The sequence below is a fragment of the Burkholderiales bacterium genome, assembly GCA_035518095.1.
Classification (GTDB): Bacteria; Pseudomonadota; Gammaproteobacteria; order Burkholderiales; family JAHFRG01; genus JAHFRG01.
In genome coordinates this window covers 1-22,698 of sequence record DATIXX010000061.1, presented here as the reverse complement: position 1 = coordinate 22,698, position 22,698 = coordinate 1, and the positions used below count along the sequence as shown (strand labels likewise).

The window sequence follows — 22,698 nt, the reverse complement described above, 5'->3', positions numbered from 1 at the left end:
TTCGCGCTAGGTCGCGGATGCATTTGGAATTTGGTCGCAGTTATCCTCAAGCAATTCAAATATCACTTCCGGCTATCTGTGCCCCATAGAAAAATTTGACTCCGCTGCGTAACGCGTTCAAATTAAGATTGGTGGTAGGGACGGACGGAGAGGATAGCTGTGGAGATAAAGCATCAACAATTCTCGATCTGGTATTTCATCGTCGTATTCCTGCTCATTCTGTGGATGCAGGAGGCATTCTTTGGCGCGCATGTAGAGAACCTTTCCTATAGCGAGTTCAAGACCTTGCTGAAGAGTGGCAATATCGAGAAGGTTGTGATCGGCGAGGACGTGATTACGGGCACGTTCAAGACCCAGGGGCTGGAAGGCGTGCTGCCAAAAGAGCGGCTCCAGCAATTAGAGCACGCCGGCGGGAAAGCGGGTCATTTTGTCGTCGCGCGCGTAAATGATCCTGCGCTGGTGGGCGAACTTGAAACAGCCAAGGTTCCCTTCGCGGGCAAATACGAAAATAAATGGTTCTCGACCCTGCTCTCGTGGGTTGTGCCGGCAGTTATCTTTTTTGCCCTATGGGGCTTCCTCATGCGGCGGATGACCGGTGGAGCCGGCGGCTTCCTTGAAATCGGCAAAAGCAAGGCCAAAGTCTACATGGAAAAACAGACCGGCGTAACGTTTGACGATGTTGCCGGCGTAGACGAAGCGAAAGAGGAGCTGCACGAAGTTATCGAGTTTCTTAAAAACCCGCAAGAATACGGGCGTCTCGGCGCGCGCATCCCCAAGGGTGTTCTGCTCGTCGGTCCGCCCGGCACGGGGAAAACGTTGCTTGCCCGGGCAGTTGCCGGCGAGGCGAACGTGCCGTTTTTCTCCATAAACGGCTCCGAGTTCGTGGAGATGTTCGTCGGAGTCGGCGCGGCGCGGGTGCGCGATCTCTTCGAGCAGGCGCGCGCCAGAGCGCCGGCGATTATCTTCATCGACGAACTCGATGCGCTTGGGCGCGCCCGCAGCGCCTATCCGATGGGGGGTCACGACGAAAAGGAACAGACGCTCAATCAGCTGCTTTCCGAAATGGACGGCTTTGACCCCAGCAGCGGAGTGGTACTGCTTGCCGCAACCAATCGTCCCGAGATCCTCGACCCGGCACTGCTTCGCGCTGGACGTTTCGATCGCCAGGTGCTGGTGGATCGTCCGGACAAGAAGGGTCGCGTGGCGATTCTATCTGTGCATTTAAAAAAAATACAGCTTGGACCGGAAGTGGACCCAGAGAAAATCGCGGCGCTTACGCCTGGATTCTCAGGCGCCGACCTCGCGAATCTTGTTAACGAAGCGGCGCTACTTGCCACGCGCCGCAGGGCAACTGCGGTGACCATGGATGACTTTACCAATGCGGTGGAGCGTATCGTTGCAGGCCTCGAAAAGAAAAACCGCCTGCTCAACCCGCACGAGCGGATGGTCGTTGCGCACCATGAGATGGGGCACGCGTTGGTGGCGATGTCGTTGCCTGGGACAGATCCGGTGCACAAGGTCTCGATTATCCCGCGCGGCATCGGTGCGCTCGGATACACCATTCAGCGCCCCACTGAGGACCGCTTCCTCATGACGCGCGAGGAGCTGGAAAACAAGATGGCAGTGCTGCTCGGCGGCCGCGCCGCGGAGCAACTCATCTTCGGGGAAATCTCGACCGGCGCCGCCGATGATCTTGCAAAGATTACGGACATCGCGCGCAACATGGTAATGCGCTTTGGGATGGATAATAACCTTGGTCATGTCGCCTACGAAGCTGAGCGCTCGCAGTTCCTGCCGGTGCCCGGCGCGCCGGCGCCGATGCGCGAATACAGCGAGGAGACTGCGCGCGAAATCGACCACGCTGTGCGCACGCTCGTGGGTGCGGCGTTTGACAAGGCGCTCGGCATACTTACGCATCAACGCCAGCTGCTGGAACGTGGAGCGCGCGAATTGTTGCAAAAGGAAACGCTGACAGAAGAGGACCTCGTGCGCCTGCGGCCGCAGGCGCAAATAGCAACTGGTGAGGCGAAAACGGCATAACGAACGCCGCTTCGGTCTCTCGGAATCCGCCTAGGACTGGTTATAACGGGAACCAATTAACGCGATGGAACAGGCGCGACCGAGTTGCCCGAATCATTTTCAGACGAAAGATCAGCCTCGAATATTCCCTGCAACTCGCGCGCGGCCTCTTTCGTACTTTGTATGAGCTTAGTCTCATCGTGGTAAACCGCGTGCTGCGCGAGGAGCGTTTTTTCATCGTGGCCCTTAAACATTTCTATGGTGCCGTGGGCCTTCTCCTCGTCAATGCCCAATCCGCGCAATACTTGTCTTGACAGTTCTAGCGAAGACAAAAGCGTCTCGCGTATCATTCCATCTACGCCTATATCCATCAGCTGGTACGCATGAAAACGGTTGCGGGCGCGCGCATAAATCGCCAGATTGGGAAAATGCTTTTTTACGGTCGCAGCGGTTTTGAGGGAGGAGGCCACATCGTCGATCGCCAGGACAAAGATTTCCGCCTTGTCCGCTTTGGCGGCGCGCAGCAGCTCCAGGCGCGATGCGTCGCCGTAATAAACTTTATTGCCGAATCGTCGCACGACGTCCAGCTGCTCCTGGCTCAATTCCAGGGCAGTAAAGCGGATTTTTCTTAAGCGCAGAATACGACCGACGATCTGGCCGACACGGCCGAATCCGGCGATGATCACCCGGTTTTCTCCCGCATCTATGTTGTCGAAATCCGCTGGTTTGCTTGATTTCAGCCAACGCTTTTCAGCGGCTGCGTTGAGCGAAAACAAAGCGGGAGTGAGGGCCATAGATAGTGTAACTACAACAATAAGCATGTCGGCTAGGGTCGGGTCCATAATTTGGAGAGTGGCGGCGAGGCCAAAAAGCACGAATGCGAATTCGCCGCCTTGGGAGAGCGATACGGCAAGATTGCGTGCCGAAGTGTTTGAGCACCCCGATATTCTCCCGATGGCAAATACCGCCGCTGCCTTAATTGCCATCATAACGACGACCGCCGCCAGTACGGCAAATGGCCGGGAAGCCACGAGGTCGAGATTGGCAGACATGCCCACAGCAATGAAGAACAAACCCAACAACAAGCCTTTGAAAGGTTCGATGTTGGCTTCGAGCTCATGTCGGTATTCCGAGTCTGCGAGCAATACGCCCGCGATGAAGGCTCCAAGCGACATCGACAAGCCGGCAAGTTCCATCAACAGCGACGTGCCGATCACGACCAATAGCGCCGCGGCGGTAAAGACCTCCTGAATGCGGCTCTCCGCAATGGCCCTGAACACCGGACGTAACAGGTAGCGCCCGCCGATTATTACTGCCGCGACCACAGCCAGCGCCCTTATCGCTGCATAGCCGGGGCTCGTCTGGCCGGAAGTGATGCCTTTGGCCGCGAGCAGCGGGATCAGGGCCAGCATTGGGATAACGGCCAGGTCTTGAAACAGCAAAATTGCAAACGAGGTTCTGCCGTAGCGCGTCGTCAACTGATTTTTTTCAGCCAGAATCTGAAGTACAAAGGCCGTGGAAGAGAGCGAAAGCCCGAGACCGGCAATCAAAGCACTCTCAGGAGTGAGGCCCAGGCTATAAACAATCAGGCCCAGCAACGCGGCTGTGACAGCAACCTGCGCCGAACCCAGGCCGAACACCGTTTTGCGCAGTACCCAAAGGCGGGAGGGCTGTAATTCCAAACCGATGATGAACAGAAGCAGCACCACGCCGAGCTCAGAGAAATGCAGTATGCTGTCCACGTTGCTCACAAGACCGAGCACATGTGGTCCGATGACGATCCCCGCCGCGAGGTATCCCAGCACTGCTCCAAAACGCAGCTTTCTGAAAAGCGGTACGGCTATCACTGCCGCGGAAAGATAAATGGCGGTTTCAATTAATGGAGACATGATTTTCCCGGTATCGTTAGCAGAGAAGAAGATTTAAGACTTTTCATTGTGCTTAGCATGGATTTCCTATGCTGCTCATAATAGCGGCATTAACTTGTTGCCGATTTTCCGCTTTTACTAATGTTCGCGTTAATTTCTACTTTTTTCCTTGCACTCAAGCAACGCCACTATATTTACTCACATGACAACAATGACCGCGCGCAATGTCGCGCCGATCTGGCAGCAGCCTACTTCCAGAAAATCAGCATGAAGTAGGCGAGAAAAAGCATCAGGTGGACTGCGCCTTGCAGGACATTGGTGCGCCCGCTCGCGAACGTAACGGTACTGACCAGCAGGGTGAGCAGCAGCATTACTTGGTCGACGCCTGCAAGGCCCAGTATGACGTTTGTGCCTTTAATCAGGCCGATGATCAGTACCGAGGGTATGGTCAAGGCAAGGGTCGCGAGCACCGAGCCGAGCAAAATGTTCACCGTGCGCTGGAGATCATTCTGAAGGGCCGCTTGGATGGCGCCGAGCCCCTCAGGAGAGAGCACCAACACGGCGACCAGCAGCGCGCCTAGCGCCGGCGGGGCTGCGAGCACGTCAAGACCGTAATTCAACAGTACCGCAAGATTTTCGACCAGGTAAATGACCAAGGCCAGGTAGCACAACAATAGTCCCGTGTGGTAAGTAGTCGAACGCGGATAGGAGCGGTCGCCGGCCCTATCGGGCGCTCGAAGGCCCGCACCGCCATTTATTTGGGGTGCGAGGAAATATTCACGATGACGAGTTGTTTGGATTGCGAGAAAAACTGCATATAAGCCGGTGCACATCGCAATCAGAAATCCTTCCTGGTGGGACGAGAACGTGGGGCCTGCGGTGGATGTCGTGAAGTTCGGGACTACCAAGCCGAAGATGGCGAGTGAAATGATAACGCCGAGATATGCGTTCACCCCGCGCAGGTTGTAACCTTGCTCCCGATACCGCCAACCGCCGAGCAGCAGGCCAAGACCGATCAGACCGTTCAGCGCGATCATGACGACAGAGAACATAGTGTCGCGCGCGAGCGTGGGATTTTCGAGGCCGGTAAGCATGACCACGGCCACCGCCATGATCTCAAGACTGGCGACCGAGAATGTGAGGATCAAGGTGCCGTACGGTTCGCCCAGATTGATCGCGAGGCCGTCGGCGTGTCGTACCACGCTAATCGCTCCCCATACGATCACGCAAAACAGCCAAACGATCAAAATTCCATCCCGCACGAAGTTTGATAGATCACTAAGCCAGCTGTTTCCGAAGAGAAGGAACAATCCACCGGTCGTGAGGGCGGGAATCAGCGCTGATTCCTTGTTTAGGAATTTCTTGATCATGCCTGCACTGTAAATCGGTTTCCCCCAAATTTGTTTAGTCCGGCGGATATTGGGGTTCTCGTCGACGGCAGATGATGACAAAAAAAGGCTGTTTAAGCGAATTATTGCCGTGTAAGCGTTTTCCCGCAAGGCGAAACGGGCCACTGTCCCCGGGCTACTCCATGGCATGTCTTTTGCTCCCATTTTTGCGGGAAGTTCAGGTTTTCATACGTTAAAACTCACTCAAGGAGAATTGGAAAATGTGGAAGCAAACGACAGTAGTATTGGGCGTGGTGTTTGCCGTGGCCACGCTGCCGGCTGTTTGCGCTGCTGATAGCGACGTCAGGCAGGATACAAAAGAGATTCGGCATGACAGGCGTGATATAGGACACGACACCCGTGATGTGCGCGAGGACCGGCGTGAATTGGGCGCTGAGCGTCGGGACCGCGGACAAGACCGCCGCGCATTGGCTGAAGATCGCAAAGATGGAAATAAAGCGGGTGCGGTACAGGAGCGAAAAGACTTGCGCAGCGATAACAAGGACATTCGGCAGGATAGGAGCGACCTGCATGGCGACCGAGCCGAACGCAGGAATGACGTACGGGATCTGCACGCCGACCGCATGGACCGCCGCGTGGACTTCAGGGACCGTACCCAAAGGTAAAAGGTTCCAAATGGCAGAGGTTATTGAGTCTAACCCATTCTACTACTTGAAAAACCCCACTGCGGTGGGGTTTTTCTTGGGCCGATCCAGCACAATAGAACGAAGTGTCTGCGGGGTTATCATTTACCGCATGTGACAAGTTCGCTACCGGAATTTAGAGTTGTGCGGAAAAGTGCTACCCTGAACTCCTTGAGTTTCCGATGAGTCTTAATTTGACGAAACAGCTTGGTGCCTTTTCCCTAAGTTGACAGAACATCCCCGTGCCTTTCAGTGGTCAGTGTCCCGCCATGGTGCGGGCGGATGGCGCTGTGCGCTAGTTGTCTTCGTGGCCGTCTGCCTTTCGGGCTGCGCCGCATTCCGCAGCTACGATACCGAGATGCGGGATACCCTGGACCAGACGTCCAGCGGCAAAGTTGACGATGCGATCAAAGTTCTGGACTCAAACAACCGCGGCTCCGACAAGGATCTGCTGTACTACTTAGAGCTTGGCATGCTGCAGCGCCTTGGCGATCGCTATGCGGACAGCCAAAAATCCTGGATGGCGGCGAACGCATACGTGCAGGCCTGGGAATACACCGCACAAACCAGCCCTTATAAGCTGCTCCCGGACGTCGCGAGCTATCTGATCAACGATAAGGTGCGGCCATACGAAGGCCACGACTACGAAAAAGTGATGCTTCTCACATATATCGCGCTCAATTTCCTGGCCATGGACGACTTCGACGATGCACGCGTGGCGATTAAGCAAACGCACGAGCTCGAAGCCGTGATCGCAGATCTGCGCAGCAAGGAAGTCATCGCTGTTGAGCAAGAAGCCTTGAATCGGGGCGCGCAAACAAGCTTCACGGAACTTAACGGCTATCCGGTCGAAACTATCGATAACCCTGCAGTGAATGCCCTCAAGAACAGCTACCAGAGCGCACTCTCACATTATCTCGCGGGCTTCGTCTACGAGTCACTTGGCGAACCGAGCCTGGCCGCGCCCGGTTACCGTCTCGCGAACGAACTGCAGCCCAACCAGCCGCTGCTGGAGGAGGCGCTGCGCGGCCTGGACCAGCGCGTAAGTGCATCCGATGACGGACTTACCGACGTGTTATTCGTGATCGGGTCGGGCACCGCGCCCGCTCTGATCTCGCGACAATTCCGGTTGCCGGTCCCGGTGAACGGCACACTGATTGTTGTGCCGGTTTCCTTCCCGGTAATGGTGTCAACTTCAACGCCATTCCTGCCCAGCGAGCTTAGAGTGGATGATAGGCAGGCGCTGACCGTGGCACCAATAACGAGCATAGACCTCATGGCGCGCCGCGCGCTTAAGGATGACATGCCCGGTATCATCTTGCGCGCTTCAATCCGCTCAACCGCCAAAGCACTGGCGCAATATCCGCTGCAACACCAGGGGCAGAAAAAGGACAACGCGGCATTGATAATAGCTGCGCTCGCAGTGATGCTCGGCTCGGTGGCTACCGAATCAGCTGATGAGCGGACTTGGCGTACGCTTCCGTCGGAAATCGCCATTGCTCGCGGAAGGCTCAGCCCCGGATTGCATACCGTGACGCTGCCAACTCCGGAAGGGCTGCGCAGCGTGCAAGTTAACATCTCCGGCCGCTACGCCGTGGTAGACTTACGCATATTGCGGCGCCAGCTCTTTGCGCAGCCCCCCGAAGTGGTCCCTACGGGTGGCTGGCAACCGAATGCGGCAGGGAGCCCAGCCCCGCCGTCAACGGAGAGCGCGCCAGGAACGTTGGAACAGCAAACCCATACCATGGAGGGCCCAAAATGAACCGAACTTCTATTATCGTTATGCTGGCCGCAGCCGCGTTGCTTGCCGGCTGCGCTACCAAGAAAGGTTTTGAAAAGCCCGGTTTTGCGTTCGGTTGTCCGATCGGTGATGCCAAAGTCAGTTCAATGGAAGATCTGGACAAGCTGAAAGTTTTGACTGAGGGCAAGCGCACCACCATCGAACCGATTGAGATGCGCTGCACGATGACCGGCGATTTGCTTAAGGTCGACGTCACTTTAAATAACGACAGCTCGCATGTTAGGCGCGTTGCCTACAAATTCCGCTGGATTGACCAGGAAGGCATGCGCGCTTGGGATGAAGAAGCCTGGAAGCCGCTCCTCATGTACGAGAACAGCAACCAGGTAGTCAGCGCAGTAGCTCCCACAAACAAAGCGGTCGATTTCCGCCTGATTTTGATGGGAGAGGAGTAATTGCGAGTACCGGGGATCTAAAGGGGGGGATGGATGGCCTTTCACGACGGGCCTGATTTCTGAAAGGAGAGTAATGATGGATTTCAAATTTAGCCGCCGCCTTGCGCTTGTATCGCTTGCGACTGCGGTTGCGTTCGCCGCCGGCTGCGCCAGCCCGGTGACCCGTTATGGGGAATCGACAAGCGTGGAAACAGTCACCAACCAATTTGGCTCGACTGACCTGCAGATGATCGCCGAGTCCATGACGCGCTCCATGCTGCAATCCTCCGCCATCGCTAGCGGCAACCTGCCTATCGTTACGGTGCAAGAGGTGAAGAACAAGACCAGCGAATATATCGACACCCGTGCGATCACTGACTCTATCCGCGCCGAGCTGCAAAAGAGCGGCAAGGTTCGCTTCGCCGTGGACGAAGCGGACATGAGACAGCAGGTTCAGGAATTGCAGCGGCAGCAGAGCGATCTGTATGACCCGGAGCACGCCGCGGAAAAAGGCCGGATGGTCGCCGCCCAGTATCGCATGGAAGGGAACATCATCTCGATTGTGAAGCAAACAAAGGACGTCAAGGACGTCTTTTACAAGTTTAATCTGCAGCTATGGAACATACAGGACGGGCTGCTCGATTGGTCGGACGAAAAGGAGATCCGCAAGACTACGAGCAAGGACTAACGAAACCCGCGCTTGCCGCACAAGTGCGCTTCAAGTCGGATTGTATGCAAACATGTCGTTCAAAAACCCGCAGCCCCGACCTCCTCGAACCCGATCAAAAAATAATTTGTGACACCGTGGTGCGAGCCTACTGCCTCAGCGTCGCGATATCGATGACAAAACGGTACTTAACGTCGCTTCTGAGCATGCGTTCATAGGCTTTGTTGTTTTCTGCATTGGGATGATTTCGACGTCCGAAATGATGTCCTGCTCGGCACAGAAGTCAAGCATCTCCTGCGTCTAGCGGATTCCTCCAATAAGCGAACCGGCCAACTGCCGACGCCGGGTAAGGAAATTTCCGATACTTGCTGACGGCTGCGGATGCGCAGGCGCGCCGATCAGGCACATGGTGCCGTCGCGCTTGAGCAACTCAAGATAGGCATCAAGATTGTGCGATTCGGCCACGGTGTTGAGTATGAATTTAAAGCTGTTCGAGCACTTTTTCATTGCACTGGGATTTTTTGAGACGGCCACCTCATCGGCGCCAAGGCGTCTCGCGTCCAGTTAACTGCTCCTTTTTCGGCTCATAACGATTTCGGTGTAATGCCTCCGTTTTGATACCCGCCCTGTTCAGTTGTACTCATGAGATTTCTCCTGGTGAGAGATTACGCGCCAATGGCTTTCCTGCACAACCCAAAAATGGCAAGGCGTCAGAGGCAAATTTGTAGAGCATGGCGCCGAAAAACAGGCCACCCGCCCCCCACAACCCGGACGCAATCAATGTTGCGCAACGCTGCTGAAATATTGCTGTAACTTTCCCTAGCAAAATAAGATTGCGATCTGGCAAAAAAGTGCGGAGCGCCCTAAAATGTAATTTGCAGATTTTTGATCCACTTGTTCGGATTGAAAATGCCGGGTCACGGCCGATGCCTGGCGAACCGCCTGGGCCAAGGCCTCGAAACGATTAGATCCATTTGGAAAGGAAAACAACATGACGTCCTTAATGGTCAACGGAAAGCGGCGAACCGTTTCCGCGGACCCAAACACCCCGTTGCTCTGGGTATTGCGCGATCAACTGAATCTGACCGGCACCAAATACGGTTGCGGCATTGCCCTGTGCGGTGCCTGCACAGTCCATTTGAACAGCGTGCCGGTTCGATCATGTGTTACGCCGATCTCGGCGGTCGCGGACAAGCAGATCATCACGATTGAGGGCTTGAAAAGCAAGGCCGGCAAGGCGGTTCAGGCTGCTTGGCAACGGCTGGACGTTGTTCAATGCGGCTATTGCCAATCGGGCCAAATTATGAGCGCGGCTGCGCTTTTGGCTAGCAATAACAATCCCAGCGACGCGGATATCGATGCTGCGATGGGCGGGAATATCTGCCGGTGCGCGACTTATGTGCGCATTCGCGCCGCTATCCATGACGCGGCCAAGACGCTGGCTTGAGGATCGAAACCATGAACGGGACGCAAATCATTAACGATAGCCGCAGAAATTTCCTTAAGGCTGGTGCTGGATTGACTCTGGCCTTCTACTTGCCGCGCGCGATGGCCCAAGGCGGCCCGGGCAAAACCGGTAACAACATGATGTTGGAATCAGATTTCAAGCCGAACGCCTTCGTTCGCATTGCTAATGACAACACGGTCACCGTTGTCGCCAAACATTTGGAAATGGGGCAGGGTACTTACACGGGCCTCGCGACACTGGTGGCGGATGAACTGGACGCATCTTGGTCCCAAATTCGCGTTGAAGGCGCGCCCGCTGACGTCAAGCTTTATAACAACCTACTGTGGGGCCCGATGCAGGGAACCGGCGGCAGCAGCGCGATCGCCAATTCTTTCGACCAGATGCGACGTGCAGGTGCAACGGCCCGAGCCATGCTGGTGACGGCTGCTGCTCAAGGTTGGAAGGTTACGCCGGATTCCATCACGGTGCGAGAAGGCGAAGTCGCGCATCAGCAATCCGGCCGCAAGGCGACATTTGGGCAGCTTGCCGAAAGGGCGGCCGGGTTGCCGGTGCCCGCGGAGGTCAAACTTAAAGATCCCGATGATTTTGTTTTTATCGGCAAGCGCGTGCCGCGCAAGGATTCACACGACAAAACGACTGGACTCGCCGTCTTTACACAGGACGTGCGGCTACCCGGCTTGCTCACCGCCGTAGTCGCGCATGCGCCGCGCTTTGGCGGAAAGGTCGAGTCCTTCGACGCGTCCAAGTCCAAGGCAATCAAGGGAGTTGTGACGGTGGTGGAGGTTCCCAGCGGCGTAGCAGTCCTCGCAACGGATTTTTGGTCCGCCAAACAAGGCCGCGACGCCTTATTGGTGGAGTGGGACGAATCTGCCGCGTTCAAACTTGGATCCGCGGAGATCTTCTCACAATACCGGGAGCTTGCAAAACAACCCGGGCAGGTGGTGCGCAAGGACGGCGATCCCGGCGCAGCGTTCGCGGGAGCCGCGAAAAAGCTTGAGTCCGCGTTTGAACTTCCCTATCTCGCCCACGCCGCAATGGAGCCAATGGACTGCGTCGTGCGGCTTAGCAGGAACGGCTGCGAAATTTGGAACGGCGAGCAATTCCAGACTGTCGACCAAATTTCATTGGCCAGAGTGTTGGGATTGAAGCCGGAACAAGTAAAACTGCATATGCTTTACGCGGGCGGCAGCTTTGGACGCCGCGCAAATCCGTACTCGGACTATCTGGTGGAAGCGGCGCAAATCGCCAAGGCCATAAAAGGCCGCGCGCCGGTGAAGTTGGTATGGACCCGGGAAGATGACACTCGAGCGGGCTATTATAGGCCCATGTTCTATCATGAGATAAAAGCGGGTCTCGACGCAAGCGGCAGTCTCGTGGCATGGACACATCGCATCGTCGGCCAGTCGATCCTCGCGGGAACGCCTTTGGGCAGGATGGTCAAGAATGGCGTTGATCCCACTTCGATAGAAGGAGGGGCAAACCTGCCATACGAAATTCCCAACCTGATGGTAGACCTGCATTCGCCTCAATTGGGGGTGCCGGTGCAGTGGTGGCGTTCCGTGGGTTCCAGCCACAACGCCTTCGTAACCGAAACATTTATTGACGAAGTGGCGCAATTGGCCGGGACGGACCCGGTCGCATTTCGCATGTCGCTGTTAGCAAATCACCCGCGTCATGCCGGAGTCCTTGAGCTTGTCGCAGAGAAAGCGCAGTGGAATTCTCCGCTGGCCCCCGGCGCGGAGGGCGAGAAGCGCGGCCGCGGAGTCGCTGTGCATGAGTCTTTTAATTCCTTCGTCGCGCAGGTTGCGGAAGTGACCGTGAAGCAAGACGGCAGTTTTCATGTCGATCGAGTCGTTTGCGCGGTGGATTGCGGTATTGCTGTTAATCCCGATATTATTCGGGCGCAAATGGAAGGCGGAATTGGTTATGGATTGACAGCCGCGCTGTACGGTGCAATTACCTTGACCGAGGGAAAAGTCGATCAATCCAATTTTCAGGACTACCGCGTGCTGCGCATCGCAGAGATGCCGATTATCGAGGTGCACATTGTTCCCTCGAAGGAAAAGCCAACAGGTGTAGGTGAACCCGGAGTGCCACCCGTAGCCCCGGCAGTGGTCAACGCACTCTATATGGCTACCGGCAAGCGCATCCATCAGTTACCTATCGGCAGCCAGCTCGAGAAGACTTAAATCTTTTCACAGCCTTACGACGTCTAACAGTTGCAAGGCTTCCTGAGTCACAATGGATCGTGGGCGCCAATCAACTTGGCACAAGTATCCGGAAGAGCTAAGATGAAAACGCAATTAAAGAGGAGGCCGCCATGGAAAATCAACTCACGCTCGACGTGAACGGGAAGCGCACCACAATCACCGTTGATGATCCGCAAATGCCGCTCCTGTATGCGCTGCGCGACGATCTCGGTCTGCACGGCCCGCGTTTTGGCTGCGGTCTCGGCCAGTGCGGCGCCTGCACGGTGCACGTCAACGGCATCGCGGTGCGCTCCTGTCTCTATCCCAGTGCACAGGCCGTCGGCAAGAAAATCGTTACCCTTGAAGGCCTCGGGACAGCGGACCATCCACACCCGCTGCAAAAGGCTTTCATCGAAGAACAGGCAGTACAGTGCGGCTACTGTATCAATGGCATGATCATGCAGGCCGCGGCTTTTCTCAAGACCAATAAACACCCGAGCGAAAACGAAATCAAGCGGGCGCTCGCGGGCAACCTGTGCCGTTGCGGCACGCATGTACGCATCGTGCGAGCGATCAAGCGCTCGACGGAAATGGCATAGGAGAAAAATGGCCATGCTAACCCAAACTGTTACCCGGCGTGAATTCCTCAAAGCCGGCGGCTCGCTTGTCGTCACTTTCTCCTTAAGCGGCCTGCTTCCGAGTCTCGCGGCACAGGACCAGACCGCCGCAAAAAGCGTTGCCCTCGACCAGGTTGATGGCTTTCTCTCAATCGATGCGAGCGGCGGCGTCACTCTCTATTCAGGCCATGTGGATCTCGGCACCGGCGTCAGGACGGCGCTGACCCAGATCGTTGCCGACGAACTCGACGTGCCGTTCCAGAACGTGAAAATCATCGAAGGCGACACGCTGCTCACTCCCGATCAGGGCATTACCTGGGGCAGCCTCACCATTCAAGTAGCTGGCATGCAGATCCGCCAAGCCGCAGCAACTGCGCGAGCGGCGCTGGTGAGCGAGGCCGCCAAGCGCTTCAATCTCCCGGCGAGCGAGCTCGCCACCGAAAGCGGAACGGTCACGGCCAAGTCCGGTACTCAGCGGGCGCCTTACAGTGAGCTGGTCGGCGGCAGGAACTTCGATTTGAAGGTCGACGCCAAGGCGCCACTCAAAGATCCAGGGCAGTACAAGATCGTCGGCCAGTCGATTCCGCGCGTTGACATTCCGGCGAAGGTCACCGGAGAATTTACGTACATGCAGGACTTCAAGCTGTCTGGCATGCTGCACGGGCGCGTGATCCGGCCGACAGCAATCCGCGCGGAGCTGCTGTCCTACGACGACAGTGGGGCGAAGAGGATCAAAGGCTTCGTGCAGACGGTCAGACAGGGTAATTTCCTCGCGGTGGTGGCGGAGAACGAGTGGGCTGCGATCAAAGCCGCAACAGCGGTGAAGGCAAACTGGTCGACGTGGGAGGGACTGCCCGAGAAGAGCGAGCTATGGAACTACGTGCGCTCGACCAAAATCAACAGCGACGAAGTGCTGCAGAGTGTTGGCGACCCCGCCGAGGCGATGCAGCAGGCAACGAAAAAAATGAACGCCACTTACAACTTCGCGATCCACACCCACGGCTCGATCGGACCGTCGTGCGCAGTGGTCGAGTGGAAGGAAGACAAGCTTACTTGCTGGAGTGCCTCGCAGGCGACGCACGCGTTGCGAAAGCAGCTCGCCAATATGTTCAGCATTCCGCCGGAAAACATTCGCTGCCTCTATGTGGACGGCGCCGGCTGCTACGGCAGGAACGGCCACGAAGACGCGGCGGCCGATGCCGCGTTACTCGCCAAAGTTACCGGGCGTCCCGTGCGGGTGCAGTGGATGCGCGCCGACGAGCACGGTTGGGACCCCAAGGGACCACCTATACTGCTCGATTATCGCGGTGCAGTTGACTCCGAAGGGAACGTTGTCGCCTGGGAGTCGGAAGTATTTCTCCCCGAAAAGCCGAAGCAATTTGCCGTTACCCTCCTTGCCGCCGAATTATCGGGACTGCCCAAGGATACCGCATTCCCCGGCAACATCAACCAGTCGCTTGCGATCCCGTATACCTTTTCCAACATCAGGGCAACCGTGCACTGGTTGGCCCACACGCCGCTCCGGCCCTCCTGGATCCGCTCACCGGGCCGGATGCAGAACACCTTCGGCAATGAAAGCTTCATGGACGAGCTGGCGTATGCGGCAGGCTCCGACCCCCTCGAGTTCCGTCTGCGCAATCTCAACGACCCGCGCGGCACCGAGCTGCTTGAGCGCTTGGCCAAGGCCGCCGACTGGCAGCCGCGCAAGACGCGCAATGCCAAAAGCGATATTGCAAGCGGACGCGGCGTCTCATATACCAAATATGAACTAGTGCGAACTTATGTGGGCGTCGTCGCAGATGTGAAGGTCGACCGGAAGACTGGCAAGATCCAGGTAACCAAGTTCACCGTGGTGCATGACTGCGGCCAGATCATCAACCCCGATGGCCTCAGGAATCAGATCGAGGGCAACGTAATTCAGACAGTAAGCCGCACACTCATCGAGGAAGTGCAATTCAACCGTTCGACCGTGACGAGCGTCGACTGGGTGAGTTATCCGATCCTCACCTTTCCGGACGTGCCCGAAGTCGAGGTCGAGCTTATTGACCGGCCCAAGGAAAAACCTTGGGGCGCCGGTGAGCCCGCTGCAGCGGTAGTGCCTTCGGCCATCTCCAATGCGGTATTCGATGCGGTCGGAGTACGCTTACGTTCGGTACCCTTTACACCGGATAAGGTGCTCTCGGCCCTGAAAAAGGTATAGCGAGGTTGTGCAACGCCGTATGTCCGTACTTCAGGCAGACGCGTCGATCGGTTACTGTGATCATCTTAACCGGCCTTGAGATCTGAAATGGATAGCGTAGACCTGGAAGTACTCAAAAGCGCGATTGCATGGGGCGATGTCGGCCATCGGATCATGTTGGCCACAGTTGTCGCGACCTTTGGATCCGCGCCGCGCCCGCCTGGGGCCTGGCTGGTGATCCGGGATGACGGCCTCATTGTAGGCTCGGTTTCCGGTGGTTGCATTGAAGATGACCTGATCTCGCGCGTGCGCGAAAAGCGCATAAACAACAAACGGCCTGAAATCGTGACGTATGGCGTAACCCCGCAGGAGGCCACGCGTTTCGGATTGCCGTGCGGCGGCACGCTGCAATTGGTTCTGGAACCTGCGCCGGAGATCGCGCTTTTGCGGGAACTGCAGGAGCGTATTCAACGCCGCGAGATTGTTTCACGCAGCATGGAGCTTGGTAGCGGACACGCTACGCTTGCGCCGGCGAAACGCGATGACACGATGCAATTCGACGGCGTATGGCTGAAAACAATCTATGGACCGCGCTGGCGCCTGCTCATCATCGGAGCCGGGCAGCTCGCGCAATATCTGGCGCGGATGGCGCTCGCGTTGGATTACCATGTGATAGTGTGCGACCCACGGGAAGAATATTTCAAGAGCTGGCAGGTGCCCGGCACAGAATTTTCCACTGCGATGCCTGACGACATGGTGCTGGCTTTGGAACCGGACGGACACACCGCAATCGTTGCTGCCACACACGACCCGAAGCTGGACGACATGGCGCTTCTGGAAGGGCTTAAATCCCCGGCTTTCTACGTCGGCGCGCTGGGTTCCAAGGCAAATACCGCGAAGCGCAAGCAAAGGCTCAGGCAACACTTCGACCTGAGTGATGCGGAGATCGCTCGGCTTAAAGGGCCGGTTGGTTTGCGCATTGGAAGCCGCACACCGCCGGAGATCGCGTTGGCAATTCTCGCGGAGCTTACCGCGCTTCGTAACGGTATCGAGCTCGTTGCAGTGAACGAGCGGGCGACAAAGGCCGGAGCATGCGCCGGCTTGACCGAATCGTGATCTGCGGAGTCCTGCTCGCCGCAGGAGGAGCGCGCCGTTTCGGCGGCAAGAAGTTGCTTGCAAAGCTTCCTGATGGATTACCCGTAGTTACTGCGGCGGCGCGCAACCTCAAGGGCGCCTTGAATCACGTGGTCGCGGTGGTGCGTCCGGGCGAAGCGGAGCTAAGCAAATTGCTGATCCAGGAAGGGCTTGACACTGTAGCATGCGCCGAAGCCTGGCGCGGAATGGGGGCAAGCCTGGCTTTCGGTGTCAGCATAGCACGAGACGCGGACGGTTGGATCGTGGCGCTCGCTGACATGCCACAGGTTCAGCGTCAGACGATCATGGCGCTTGCCCAAGCCATAGCGTCTGGAACTGCACTTGCAGCGCCTTATTTTGCGGGCCGGCGCGGACATCCGGTTGCATTTGGTAAGAAATACCTCGATGATTTGCTGCAGCTGGACGGCGATCAAGGCGCAAGAACGCTTCTCGCGCGTGACTCGCGCGAACTTGTACGCATTGATACGCACGATCCCGGCATCCTGATCGACATAGATACTCCGGACCAGCTCGCAAAGCTCTAATATTTTCCGGGCTCCGAGGTTGAGCGTTGTGCCTGTGTTCGGCTTCGGGCCGTTGGCTGTCTGCGGGAGATCACGACCCACGTTTCCTTGGAGAAGCAATAACGCGACCAGCCGACGGCGGGAGATACGTTTCAACCATTATCCTGCGGCCGCATTTGCGGGCACCAGATTACCGCCGTTCCACCACCCGCCGCCGAGGGCAACGTAAAGTGCAACGGTATCCTGCAAGCGTTGAGCCTTTGCTTGCAGATAACCTATCTGCGCCTGATGGAACTGAGTGGTTGCGATTAGAACTTGGAGGTAACTCACCGTGCCGGCCCGGTAATTTGTCCGTATCAGGCTAAGCGCTTCCTCTGCGGTAGTAAGCGCATTCGACTCGGCCTGCAATGTTTCGGCGTCATGTTCCAAGGCACGTAGCGTATCAGCAACCTGCTCGAGGCCGCCAAGAACCGTCTGCCGATAGTTGCTTAGCGATTGCTGGTATCCTTCAATTGCGGCTTGGCGTTGGGAGAGCAGGGTCCCGCCGTGAAACAATGGTGCCACAACGCCCCCACCTATACTCCAGAAGCTGCTGTTACTACCGAACAGATTACCCGCCGAAGTATTGTTGAGACCATAACCTGCATTTATTGTAAAACTGGGAAATAGAGCAGCGGTGGCAATCCCGATTTGGGCACTGCTGCTATGTAACAAGGCTTCCGCCTCGAGAATATCCGGGCGTTGACCAACAACCTCCGAGGGCAAGGTAAGCGGTAGATTCTCGGGAAGCGCGATCTCCTCCAAACTAATTTTCTGGGGCTGCCAATCCGCAGGCGCGCGACCTGCAAGTGTCGCGAGCAAATGCTCAGTCTGGTTAAGTTTTTGTCTAATCGGCGGAAGAGTCGCCTCGATGGCGGCCGATTGAGACTGCAAACTAAGCAGGTTCGAATAAGGTATCGTTCCTGCTTGCGCTTGGGCCTCGGTAATCTTTATCTCCTCCTTAAGAGAGTCAACAAGTTGTTGCGTAGCTTCAATTTCTGCAGCATACGCAGCCTGGGCGATGGTCGCGTTAACAATGTTGCCCGTGAGCGTGAGATAGGTTGCCAATAATGTATAGCGTTGATATTCGACTAAGGCCTGCAGGTTTTCGATGTTACGGCGTTCTCCCCCGAACACATCGAGGGTATAGCTAACCACCGCTGAAAGTGTGAATAAATTAAATACGCTGCTCTCGACGTTTCCGCTAACGCGGGCCGGCGACGACCTTTGACGTGACGCGCTAAATCCGGCGTCAATTTGAGGATAGAAAACTCCGTAACCGGCCTGCAATTGTGCTCGACTCTGGCGCAAGCTTGCCTGCGCCGATTGAATATTCTGATTTTGAGTAACAGCTTCTTTGACTACGCTATCCAGTTTGTCGGAGTTGAACAGTCGCCACCAGTCGCCGACCACCTCCGCGCCCGGTTCGAAGTGCTGGGCTTGACCGTCCGCGTTTAACGTCGCGCTTGGCTCTTTGCCATGCGTATACTGCCCAACCGATGGCTTGCTCGGAGGAACGAAATCCGGTCCGACCGCGCAACCTACGACAGAGCAGAGTGACGCCAGGCACAAGCCCCGCACTACGCGCAAAGCCCGTCCGCCGGCGAGCACGCGCTGAAATTTTTGAATGGGTAAGCGCACGGGTCTCCGCGACGTCGCCGCATAAGCTGATTGTTTGCCGTCGAATATCTTCAATTTGTCCTCCTATTTCTCCGCGACATACACATCCACCAGTTGTCCTGGGTAAAGGTTGACGTTATCCGGTTTCTTGAACCTGAAGATCAAAGGCAGCACTCTTACATCCACCCGCTCTTGCCTCTGGTTCGACAATTCAATTTTGGGCGATACATAGGGCTGTGCGCGCAGGTACTCCAAGGGAATGCTGATGTTGGTGCCTCGGATCAACATCGTTGCTTTCATTTCTGCGCCTTGAGGCAGTCGGTGTACCAATATCTCGTCGATGTAGCATCTAACCTCGAGGTAGGCCTGCGCACTTCCCATGACGACCACCGGGTTGAAATCTTCGGTGTAAGTGCCATAGGCTCCCTGCGGTGATACGTAGCTTCCTACTGCCGCCTTAATTGCGAGAACGACCCCATCCATCGGCGCACGTATGGTGTACTTCGCCAGCAGAGCACTTGATGCCAAGTATGCTTTGGACAGCGCGTTGTACTGTTTTTCCTGATTTTCGATGTCGTATATCCACGCTCCGGCTTTTGTGAGTTCGAGTTGTTTCTCGGCGACTTCCAGGTTAGCCTTTGCTACTTCGACGGCATTGATTGCATTATCCAGCGTGTCCTTGCTTACCGATTTGGGTTCCAGTTCGTAAGACTCCCTCTGTTTATCCAGTTGGTCCTTTGCGGTTTTCAAATTAGCCCTCGCCAACACAACTTGCGCTTCAGACACCTGCAAGGTTTCTTTTCTGGGCTGGGCCTTCAGTTCTTTCAGAAGGGCCAATGCTGCCTCCGCCTGAGACTTCTGCTGCTCGGCGGTTGCCCTCTGAACCGAGTCATCCATCGTGAGCAGCGGAGCGCCTTGGTGCACAGTATCCCCCTCGCTGACCAGGATCTGTGTGATTGGGGCGGATACCTCGGGGTAGATGTTGATGTTCTCGCCGTTTGTCTGATAGCTCTCAATGATGCCGTTGGCGTAGATCCCTTTTTCGTAGGGATTTGAAGCCGGATTAAACGCGGGCGACAGCGGAATTTTTGGAGCACTGGAAATATACGCGCTTAGCAGTCCAGCCAAGATGCCGACAGCGCATAGCAAGAGTAGCAGCTTGTTTCTCACCTAGTGTACCTTTTCGACTCCGACTATCCGTCCATCTTCCATCTTCATTATTTCATTCGCGAATTCGAAAATTCTGGCATCGTGTGTCACGATCAAAATACAACGGTTCTCACTGAGAATATTTGTCTTTACAAATTCGATAATCGCCCTCCCTGTGTCGCCATCCAGCGAAGCGGTCGGTTCGTCAAATATCAAAATATCAGGGCGGCTAACAATAGCGCGCGCAATCGCGACCCGCTGCTGCTCGCCGCCACTCAGTTTGACTGGATGGAGATCCGCGCGTTCTTTGAGTCCGACTATCTCAAGACATTTTGCCGCCTCGTGCATTGATTCGTCCCAGTCGCGCTTTTTCAAAATAAGCGGGATTGCGACATTTTCAACTGTGGTCAGCCGCGGAAAGAGGTGGTAATCCTGGAACACAAAACCAATTGTGTTCAGTCTAAAATCGGCAATCTCGTCTTCGGGCAAATTCCAAATGTCTTTATCTTCAACAATTACCGTGCCCGAGTTAGGGCGGAGTATGCCTGAAATCATGCTTAGCAGAGTTGTCTTGCCGCTTCCCGATGGACCCACAATGTAAAGCATCTCGCCAAAATAAGCCTCAAAACTCACATCCTTGACGGCCTGAGTCTTTGCCGCGCCTTCTCCAAACCATTTTGCCAACTGGTTCGCTTTGATTGCCGTATTTGGCATAACTAGCCTCTGAATATGTCAAAGGGTTCTATTTTGAGCACCTTTCTGATGCCGATGTAGCTTGAGATACCGGCAATTATCAGAACCATGACAAATGCGAGCCCAATGTTCGCGAAGGTCACAATGGCTGCATAACTGGGAAGCCTCAACTTCGCGAATGCTATCAGGGCTGTGCACAGCCCGATTCCCAAACCGTAACCTATGAGCGCCGTAAAACCTGCTTGAAAAAGAATCATGCACACAAGCTCGTATCGCTTAGTGCCTATCGCTTTTAAGGCTCCGAATTTTTCAAGGTTCTCCAGGACAAACGTGTAAAAAGTTTGCCCCGATATGGATAGACCCACGATAAAGCTGATTATGGTCATCAGCAGTATATTTGTTCCAAGGCTAGTCTGGTATATATAAAAATCTGAAATTCGTTGGATAAACTCCTTCTTGGTAAGGGCCAAATAGCCGAGTGCTTTTATCTGCTGCTTGATATGTTGCACATCGCCAATGCTCTTCGGTTCGACGAGAACATAAGAAAGGGTAAATCTACTGTTTGGCAAGTATTGAAGTGCCCGGTTGTAAGTGGTGTAGAGCGTCGGAATTCCGAATAATCCGGCAGAAGCGAGCTTGGCAATGCCGACCACAATCCCGCGGTGGTCGTTGATCTCAAACTCATATCCTACCGTCGGGCTTTCGAATTTTTGAAATTCAGTATCCTTTACCACAATGAAAGCGTTTTCAGCAAAGATGTCGTCGATATTTCCCTCGAGGAGCTTGGGTCTGCCCACCAGGCTGGTATCGTCTAATCCAAGCACACTTACCGATTGATAGGTACCGCTTCGAAGCTTGGCAAGCGCGGCTCCGGAATACAACGGCACAGCATATTTGACCCCGTTTATGCTCCGTATTGCGTCCAGTACGTAATCCGGCATGGGGATAGTGTTTGCTACGGTATTCACGGCCGGGTCCATCACCCAGATCGACGATCCAATATTCGTTACGTTCGCAGATGACTTGCCCAGGACGCCAGCAAAAATCGATGTCATCTGAATCATTAGAAATACCGCGAAGGTTATCCCGACAAGCAGCGCGGTAAATTTGGCGGTATCGTTTACTAAAAGCTTGAATGCGAGCCTGAAGATTCCTTTCACGCTAAAACTCCTGTCTTCCAGTCAACGGTCAGGTATAGCCTTTTTGAGCGCGTGCTCTAGTCGGCACTGTATTGCAACAGGCCGGGCTATCGATTCCAATCTTTACTGGCGTGCGGTTTTGTCCAACGATAAGATCCAACGCACCAGCTTCTCAGCGTCCGGTTTACTGATTTCAACAGCATTTGGTGGCATAGCTACCCCGCTAGCTTTGCCCTTCCAGTGCTGAGCCGAAGAATCGGTACCTGAGCCTTGGCGCACGATCGCGACCAGACGGTCAACGGTTCCCTTTTGGCCCTTGTATTTTCTTGCCACATCCTCCCAGGAAGGGCCAATCGGCAATACTTCGCTCCACCCGTAATTTCGATGCTGAAGTGAATGGCAGAGGTTGCAACCGCTTTCTTCCGCCAGCTTCTCCATTTCAATGTCCCGCTGCGCAGATTCTGGTGTAGATTGGCCGTCCACGAAGATGGGAGCCATTGCTACGGCGAGCCCTGTCAAAAATGTAGTTGTAAATCTCCACATAGCCGATGATTGGAGCAGCTATTGGTAAAAAAATTCCGCGTCGGATTCGGTACTGCAACCGCATCGAATTGTAGCGAACCAATAGCACGCCCGTGAATAAAGTCCATTACCGCTTTGAAATTCTTTATCTGGAACGCCCTCATACGGCCATGAAAACTCCAAATATATCACCTACTTATCTCAATTCTTTGACCTAGGTCAACCTCAACGGATTCTTTTGCCAAGTTCATTGCCCTTGGGCCTCGGCTAAATGCGAAACTATGCCGATGCTGTTCGAACATAGGCGTTTTCCTGATTTTCGCGACTTGGACATCGTTTGCGATTAAGAAAGGATTCGGGGTTCTCTAGGCGGTCCGCGCGCCTGTAAGCCATTTCTAATTCCGGCGCGGCCAACCCGCTCGGATTCGCGTTTGCTGAGGAATGCTTCTGGAACTCCTTGCCGACGCAAAACGGGGCCCCAACCGCGCCCCGCTGTTAATACCGTATGCTGACAACTTACTTCGGCTGTGCCACGGTACGCAGATACGGCTTCAGGGTTTTAAATCCCTGCGGGTATTTCTTTTTTGCCTCTTCATCGGAAACCGAGGTGGGGATGATGACGTCTTGACCCGGCCTCCAGTTCACCGGCGTTGCCACCGAATGTTTG

Annotated in this window: 19 protein-coding genes and 1 pseudogene; 11 read left to right on the top strand and 9 right to left on the bottom strand. The window is 55.4% G+C overall.

The features are described 5' to 3' along the window. Positions 1-159: 159 nt before the first annotated feature. Positions 160-2,040: an ATP-dependent zinc metalloprotease FtsH gene (ftsH, locus tag VLV32_10410; protein ID HUL42297.1), complete on the top strand. Its 1,881-nt coding sequence runs from the start codon at positions 160-162 to the stop codon at positions 2,038-2,040. A 56-nt stretch (positions 2,041-2,096) separates the two neighbouring features. Here ftsH and VLV32_10405 read toward each other — a convergent pair whose 3' ends face one another. Both VLV32_10405 and VLV32_10400 read right to left on the bottom strand, forming a co-directional pair. After that, a complete protein-coding gene (locus tag VLV32_10405; protein ID HUL42296.1) occupies positions 2,097-3,908 on the bottom strand; it encodes a monovalent cation:proton antiporter-2 (CPA2) family protein in 1,812 nt (603 codons plus the stop codon). A 227-nt stretch (positions 3,909-4,135) separates the two neighbouring features. Further along, entirely contained in the window at positions 4,136-5,257 is a 1,122-nt protein-coding gene (locus VLV32_10400; protein HUL42295.1) for a hypothetical protein, read from the bottom strand. 239 nt (positions 5,258-5,496) lie between these two features. Here VLV32_10400 and VLV32_10395 point away from each other — a divergent pair, with 239 nt between their 5' ends. From VLV32_10395 to lpoB, 4 genes are all read left to right on the top strand, one after another. Beyond that, positions 5,497-5,901 carry a hypothetical protein gene (locus VLV32_10395; GenBank protein HUL42294.1) on the top strand — a complete coding sequence of 135 codons (405 nt, stop codon included), beginning with the start codon at positions 5,497-5,499 and terminating at the stop codon, positions 5,899-5,901. 325 nt (positions 5,902-6,226) lie between these two features. Beyond that, positions 6,227-7,681: a hypothetical protein gene (locus VLV32_10390; GenBank protein HUL42293.1), complete on the top strand. Its 1,455-nt coding sequence runs from the start codon at positions 6,227-6,229 to the stop codon at positions 7,679-7,681. After that, positions 7,678-8,112: a YcfL family protein gene (locus tag VLV32_10385; GenBank protein HUL42292.1), complete on the top strand. Its 435-nt coding sequence runs from the start codon at positions 7,678-7,680 to the stop codon at positions 8,110-8,112. Before VLV32_10390 ends, VLV32_10385 begins: the two co-directional genes overlap by 4 nt. A gap of 76 nt (positions 8,113-8,188) precedes the next feature. Continuing rightward, positions 8,189-8,779 carry a penicillin-binding protein activator LpoB gene (gene lpoB / locus VLV32_10380; protein HUL42291.1) on the top strand — a complete coding sequence of 197 codons (591 nt, stop codon included), beginning with the start codon at positions 8,189-8,191 and terminating at the stop codon, positions 8,777-8,779. A gap of 127 nt (positions 8,780-8,906) precedes the next feature. Here the strand turns inward: lpoB and VLV32_10375 are convergent. Beyond that, positions 8,907-9,319: pseudogene (locus VLV32_10375) on the bottom strand (zinc-binding dehydrogenase). Positions 9,320-9,749: 430 nt separating this feature from the next. Between VLV32_10375 and VLV32_10370 the strand changes: the two are divergent. The 6 genes from VLV32_10370 (at position 9,750) to VLV32_10345 (ending at position 16,890) form a co-directional block, all read left to right on the top strand. Next, positions 9,750-10,205 carry a (2Fe-2S)-binding protein gene (locus VLV32_10370; GenBank protein HUL42290.1) on the top strand — a complete coding sequence of 152 codons (456 nt, stop codon included), beginning with the start codon at positions 9,750-9,752 and terminating at the stop codon, positions 10,203-10,205. A gap of 11 nt (positions 10,206-10,216) precedes the next feature. After that, positions 10,217-12,415, top strand: a complete 2,199-nt coding sequence (locus VLV32_10365) for a xanthine dehydrogenase family protein molybdopterin-binding subunit (GenBank protein HUL42289.1) — start codon at positions 10,217-10,219, stop codon at positions 12,413-12,415. Between the two features lie 131 nt (positions 12,416-12,546). After that, on the top strand, positions 12,547-13,014 hold the full coding sequence (locus tag VLV32_10360) for a (2Fe-2S)-binding protein (GenBank protein ID HUL42288.1): 468 nt from the start codon (positions 12,547-12,549) through the stop codon (positions 13,012-13,014). 13 nt (positions 13,015-13,027) lie between these two features. Further along, positions 13,028-15,232 carry a molybdopterin cofactor-binding domain-containing protein gene (locus VLV32_10355; protein ID HUL42287.1) on the top strand — a complete coding sequence of 735 codons (2,205 nt, stop codon included), beginning with the start codon at positions 13,028-13,030 and terminating at the stop codon, positions 15,230-15,232. Between the two features lie 87 nt (positions 15,233-15,319). Continuing rightward, complete coding sequence (locus tag VLV32_10350) at positions 15,320-16,327, top strand: XdhC family protein (GenBank protein ID HUL42286.1); 1,008 nt, start codon at positions 15,320-15,322, stop codon at positions 16,325-16,327. Next, on the top strand, positions 16,303-16,890 hold the full coding sequence (locus VLV32_10345; GenBank protein HUL42285.1) for a nucleotidyltransferase family protein: 588 nt from the start codon (positions 16,303-16,305) through the stop codon (positions 16,888-16,890). Before VLV32_10350 ends, VLV32_10345 begins: the two co-directional genes overlap by 25 nt. 138 nt (positions 16,891-17,028) lie before the next feature. Here the strand turns inward: VLV32_10345 and VLV32_10340 are convergent, their stop codons facing one another. The 6 genes from VLV32_10340 to VLV32_10315 all read right to left on the bottom strand — a co-directional run. Then, complete coding sequence (locus VLV32_10340; protein HUL42284.1) at positions 17,029-18,603, bottom strand: efflux transporter outer membrane subunit; 1,575 nt, start codon at positions 18,601-18,603, stop codon at positions 17,029-17,031. Positions 18,604-18,612: 9 nt separating this feature from the next. Beyond that, positions 18,613-19,698, bottom strand: a complete 1,086-nt coding sequence (locus tag VLV32_10335; GenBank protein ID HUL42283.1) for a biotin/lipoyl-binding protein — start codon at positions 19,696-19,698, stop codon at positions 18,613-18,615. Then, positions 19,699-20,391 (bottom strand): ABC transporter ATP-binding protein, encoded by a 693-nt coding sequence (locus VLV32_10330; GenBank protein ID HUL42282.1) that lies wholly within the window; start codon positions 20,389-20,391, stop codon positions 19,699-19,701. Between the two features lie 2 nt (positions 20,392-20,393). Next, on the bottom strand, positions 20,394-21,530 hold the full coding sequence (locus VLV32_10325) for an ABC transporter permease (protein HUL42281.1): 1,137 nt from the start codon (positions 21,528-21,530) through the stop codon (positions 20,394-20,396). A gap of 102 nt (positions 21,531-21,632) precedes the next feature. Then, positions 21,633-22,007, bottom strand: a complete 375-nt coding sequence (locus VLV32_10320) for a cytochrome C552 (GenBank protein ID HUL42280.1) — start codon at positions 22,005-22,007, stop codon at positions 21,633-21,635. Positions 22,008-22,547: 540 nt separating this feature from the next. Beyond that, positions 22,548-22,698 (bottom strand): peroxiredoxin (locus VLV32_10315; GenBank protein HUL42279.1); only part of this gene is annotated, 151 nt, incomplete at its 5' end.

Coding starts and splice junctions, on each gene's coding strand:
- VLV32_10405 (HUL42296.1), bottom strand. CDS start 3,908: ATGTCTCCATTAATTGAAACCGCCATTTATCTTTCCGCGGCAGTGATA.
- VLV32_10400 (HUL42295.1), bottom strand. CDS start 5,257: ATGATCAAGAAATTCCTAAACAAGGAATCAGCGCTGATTCCCGCCCTC.
- VLV32_10395 (HUL42294.1), top strand. CDS start 5,497: ATGTGGAAGCAAACGACAGTAGTATTGGGCGTGGTGTTTGCCGTGGCC.
- VLV32_10385 (HUL42292.1), top strand. CDS start 7,678: ATGAACCGAACTTCTATTATCGTTATGCTGGCCGCAGCCGCGTTGCTT.
- lpoB (HUL42291.1), top strand. CDS start 8,189: ATGGATTTCAAATTTAGCCGCCGCCTTGCGCTTGTATCGCTTGCGACT.
- VLV32_10370 (HUL42290.1), top strand. CDS start 9,750: ATGACGTCCTTAATGGTCAACGGAAAGCGGCGAACCGTTTCCGCGGAC.
- VLV32_10365 (HUL42289.1), top strand. CDS start 10,217: ATGAACGGGACGCAAATCATTAACGATAGCCGCAGAAATTTCCTTAAG.
- VLV32_10360 (HUL42288.1), top strand. CDS start 12,547: ATGGAAAATCAACTCACGCTCGACGTGAACGGGAAGCGCACCACAATC.
- VLV32_10355 (HUL42287.1), top strand. CDS start 13,028: ATGCTAACCCAAACTGTTACCCGGCGTGAATTCCTCAAAGCCGGCGGC.
- VLV32_10350 (HUL42286.1), top strand. CDS start 15,320: ATGGATAGCGTAGACCTGGAAGTACTCAAAAGCGCGATTGCATGGGGC.
- VLV32_10345 (HUL42285.1), top strand. CDS start 16,303: ATGCGCCGGCTTGACCGAATCGTGATCTGCGGAGTCCTGCTCGCCGCA.
- VLV32_10330 (HUL42282.1), bottom strand. CDS start 20,391: ATGCCAAATACGGCAATCAAAGCGAACCAGTTGGCAAAATGGTTTGGA.
- VLV32_10320 (HUL42280.1), bottom strand. CDS start 22,007: ATGGCTCCCATCTTCGTGGACGGCCAATCTACACCAGAATCTGCGCAG.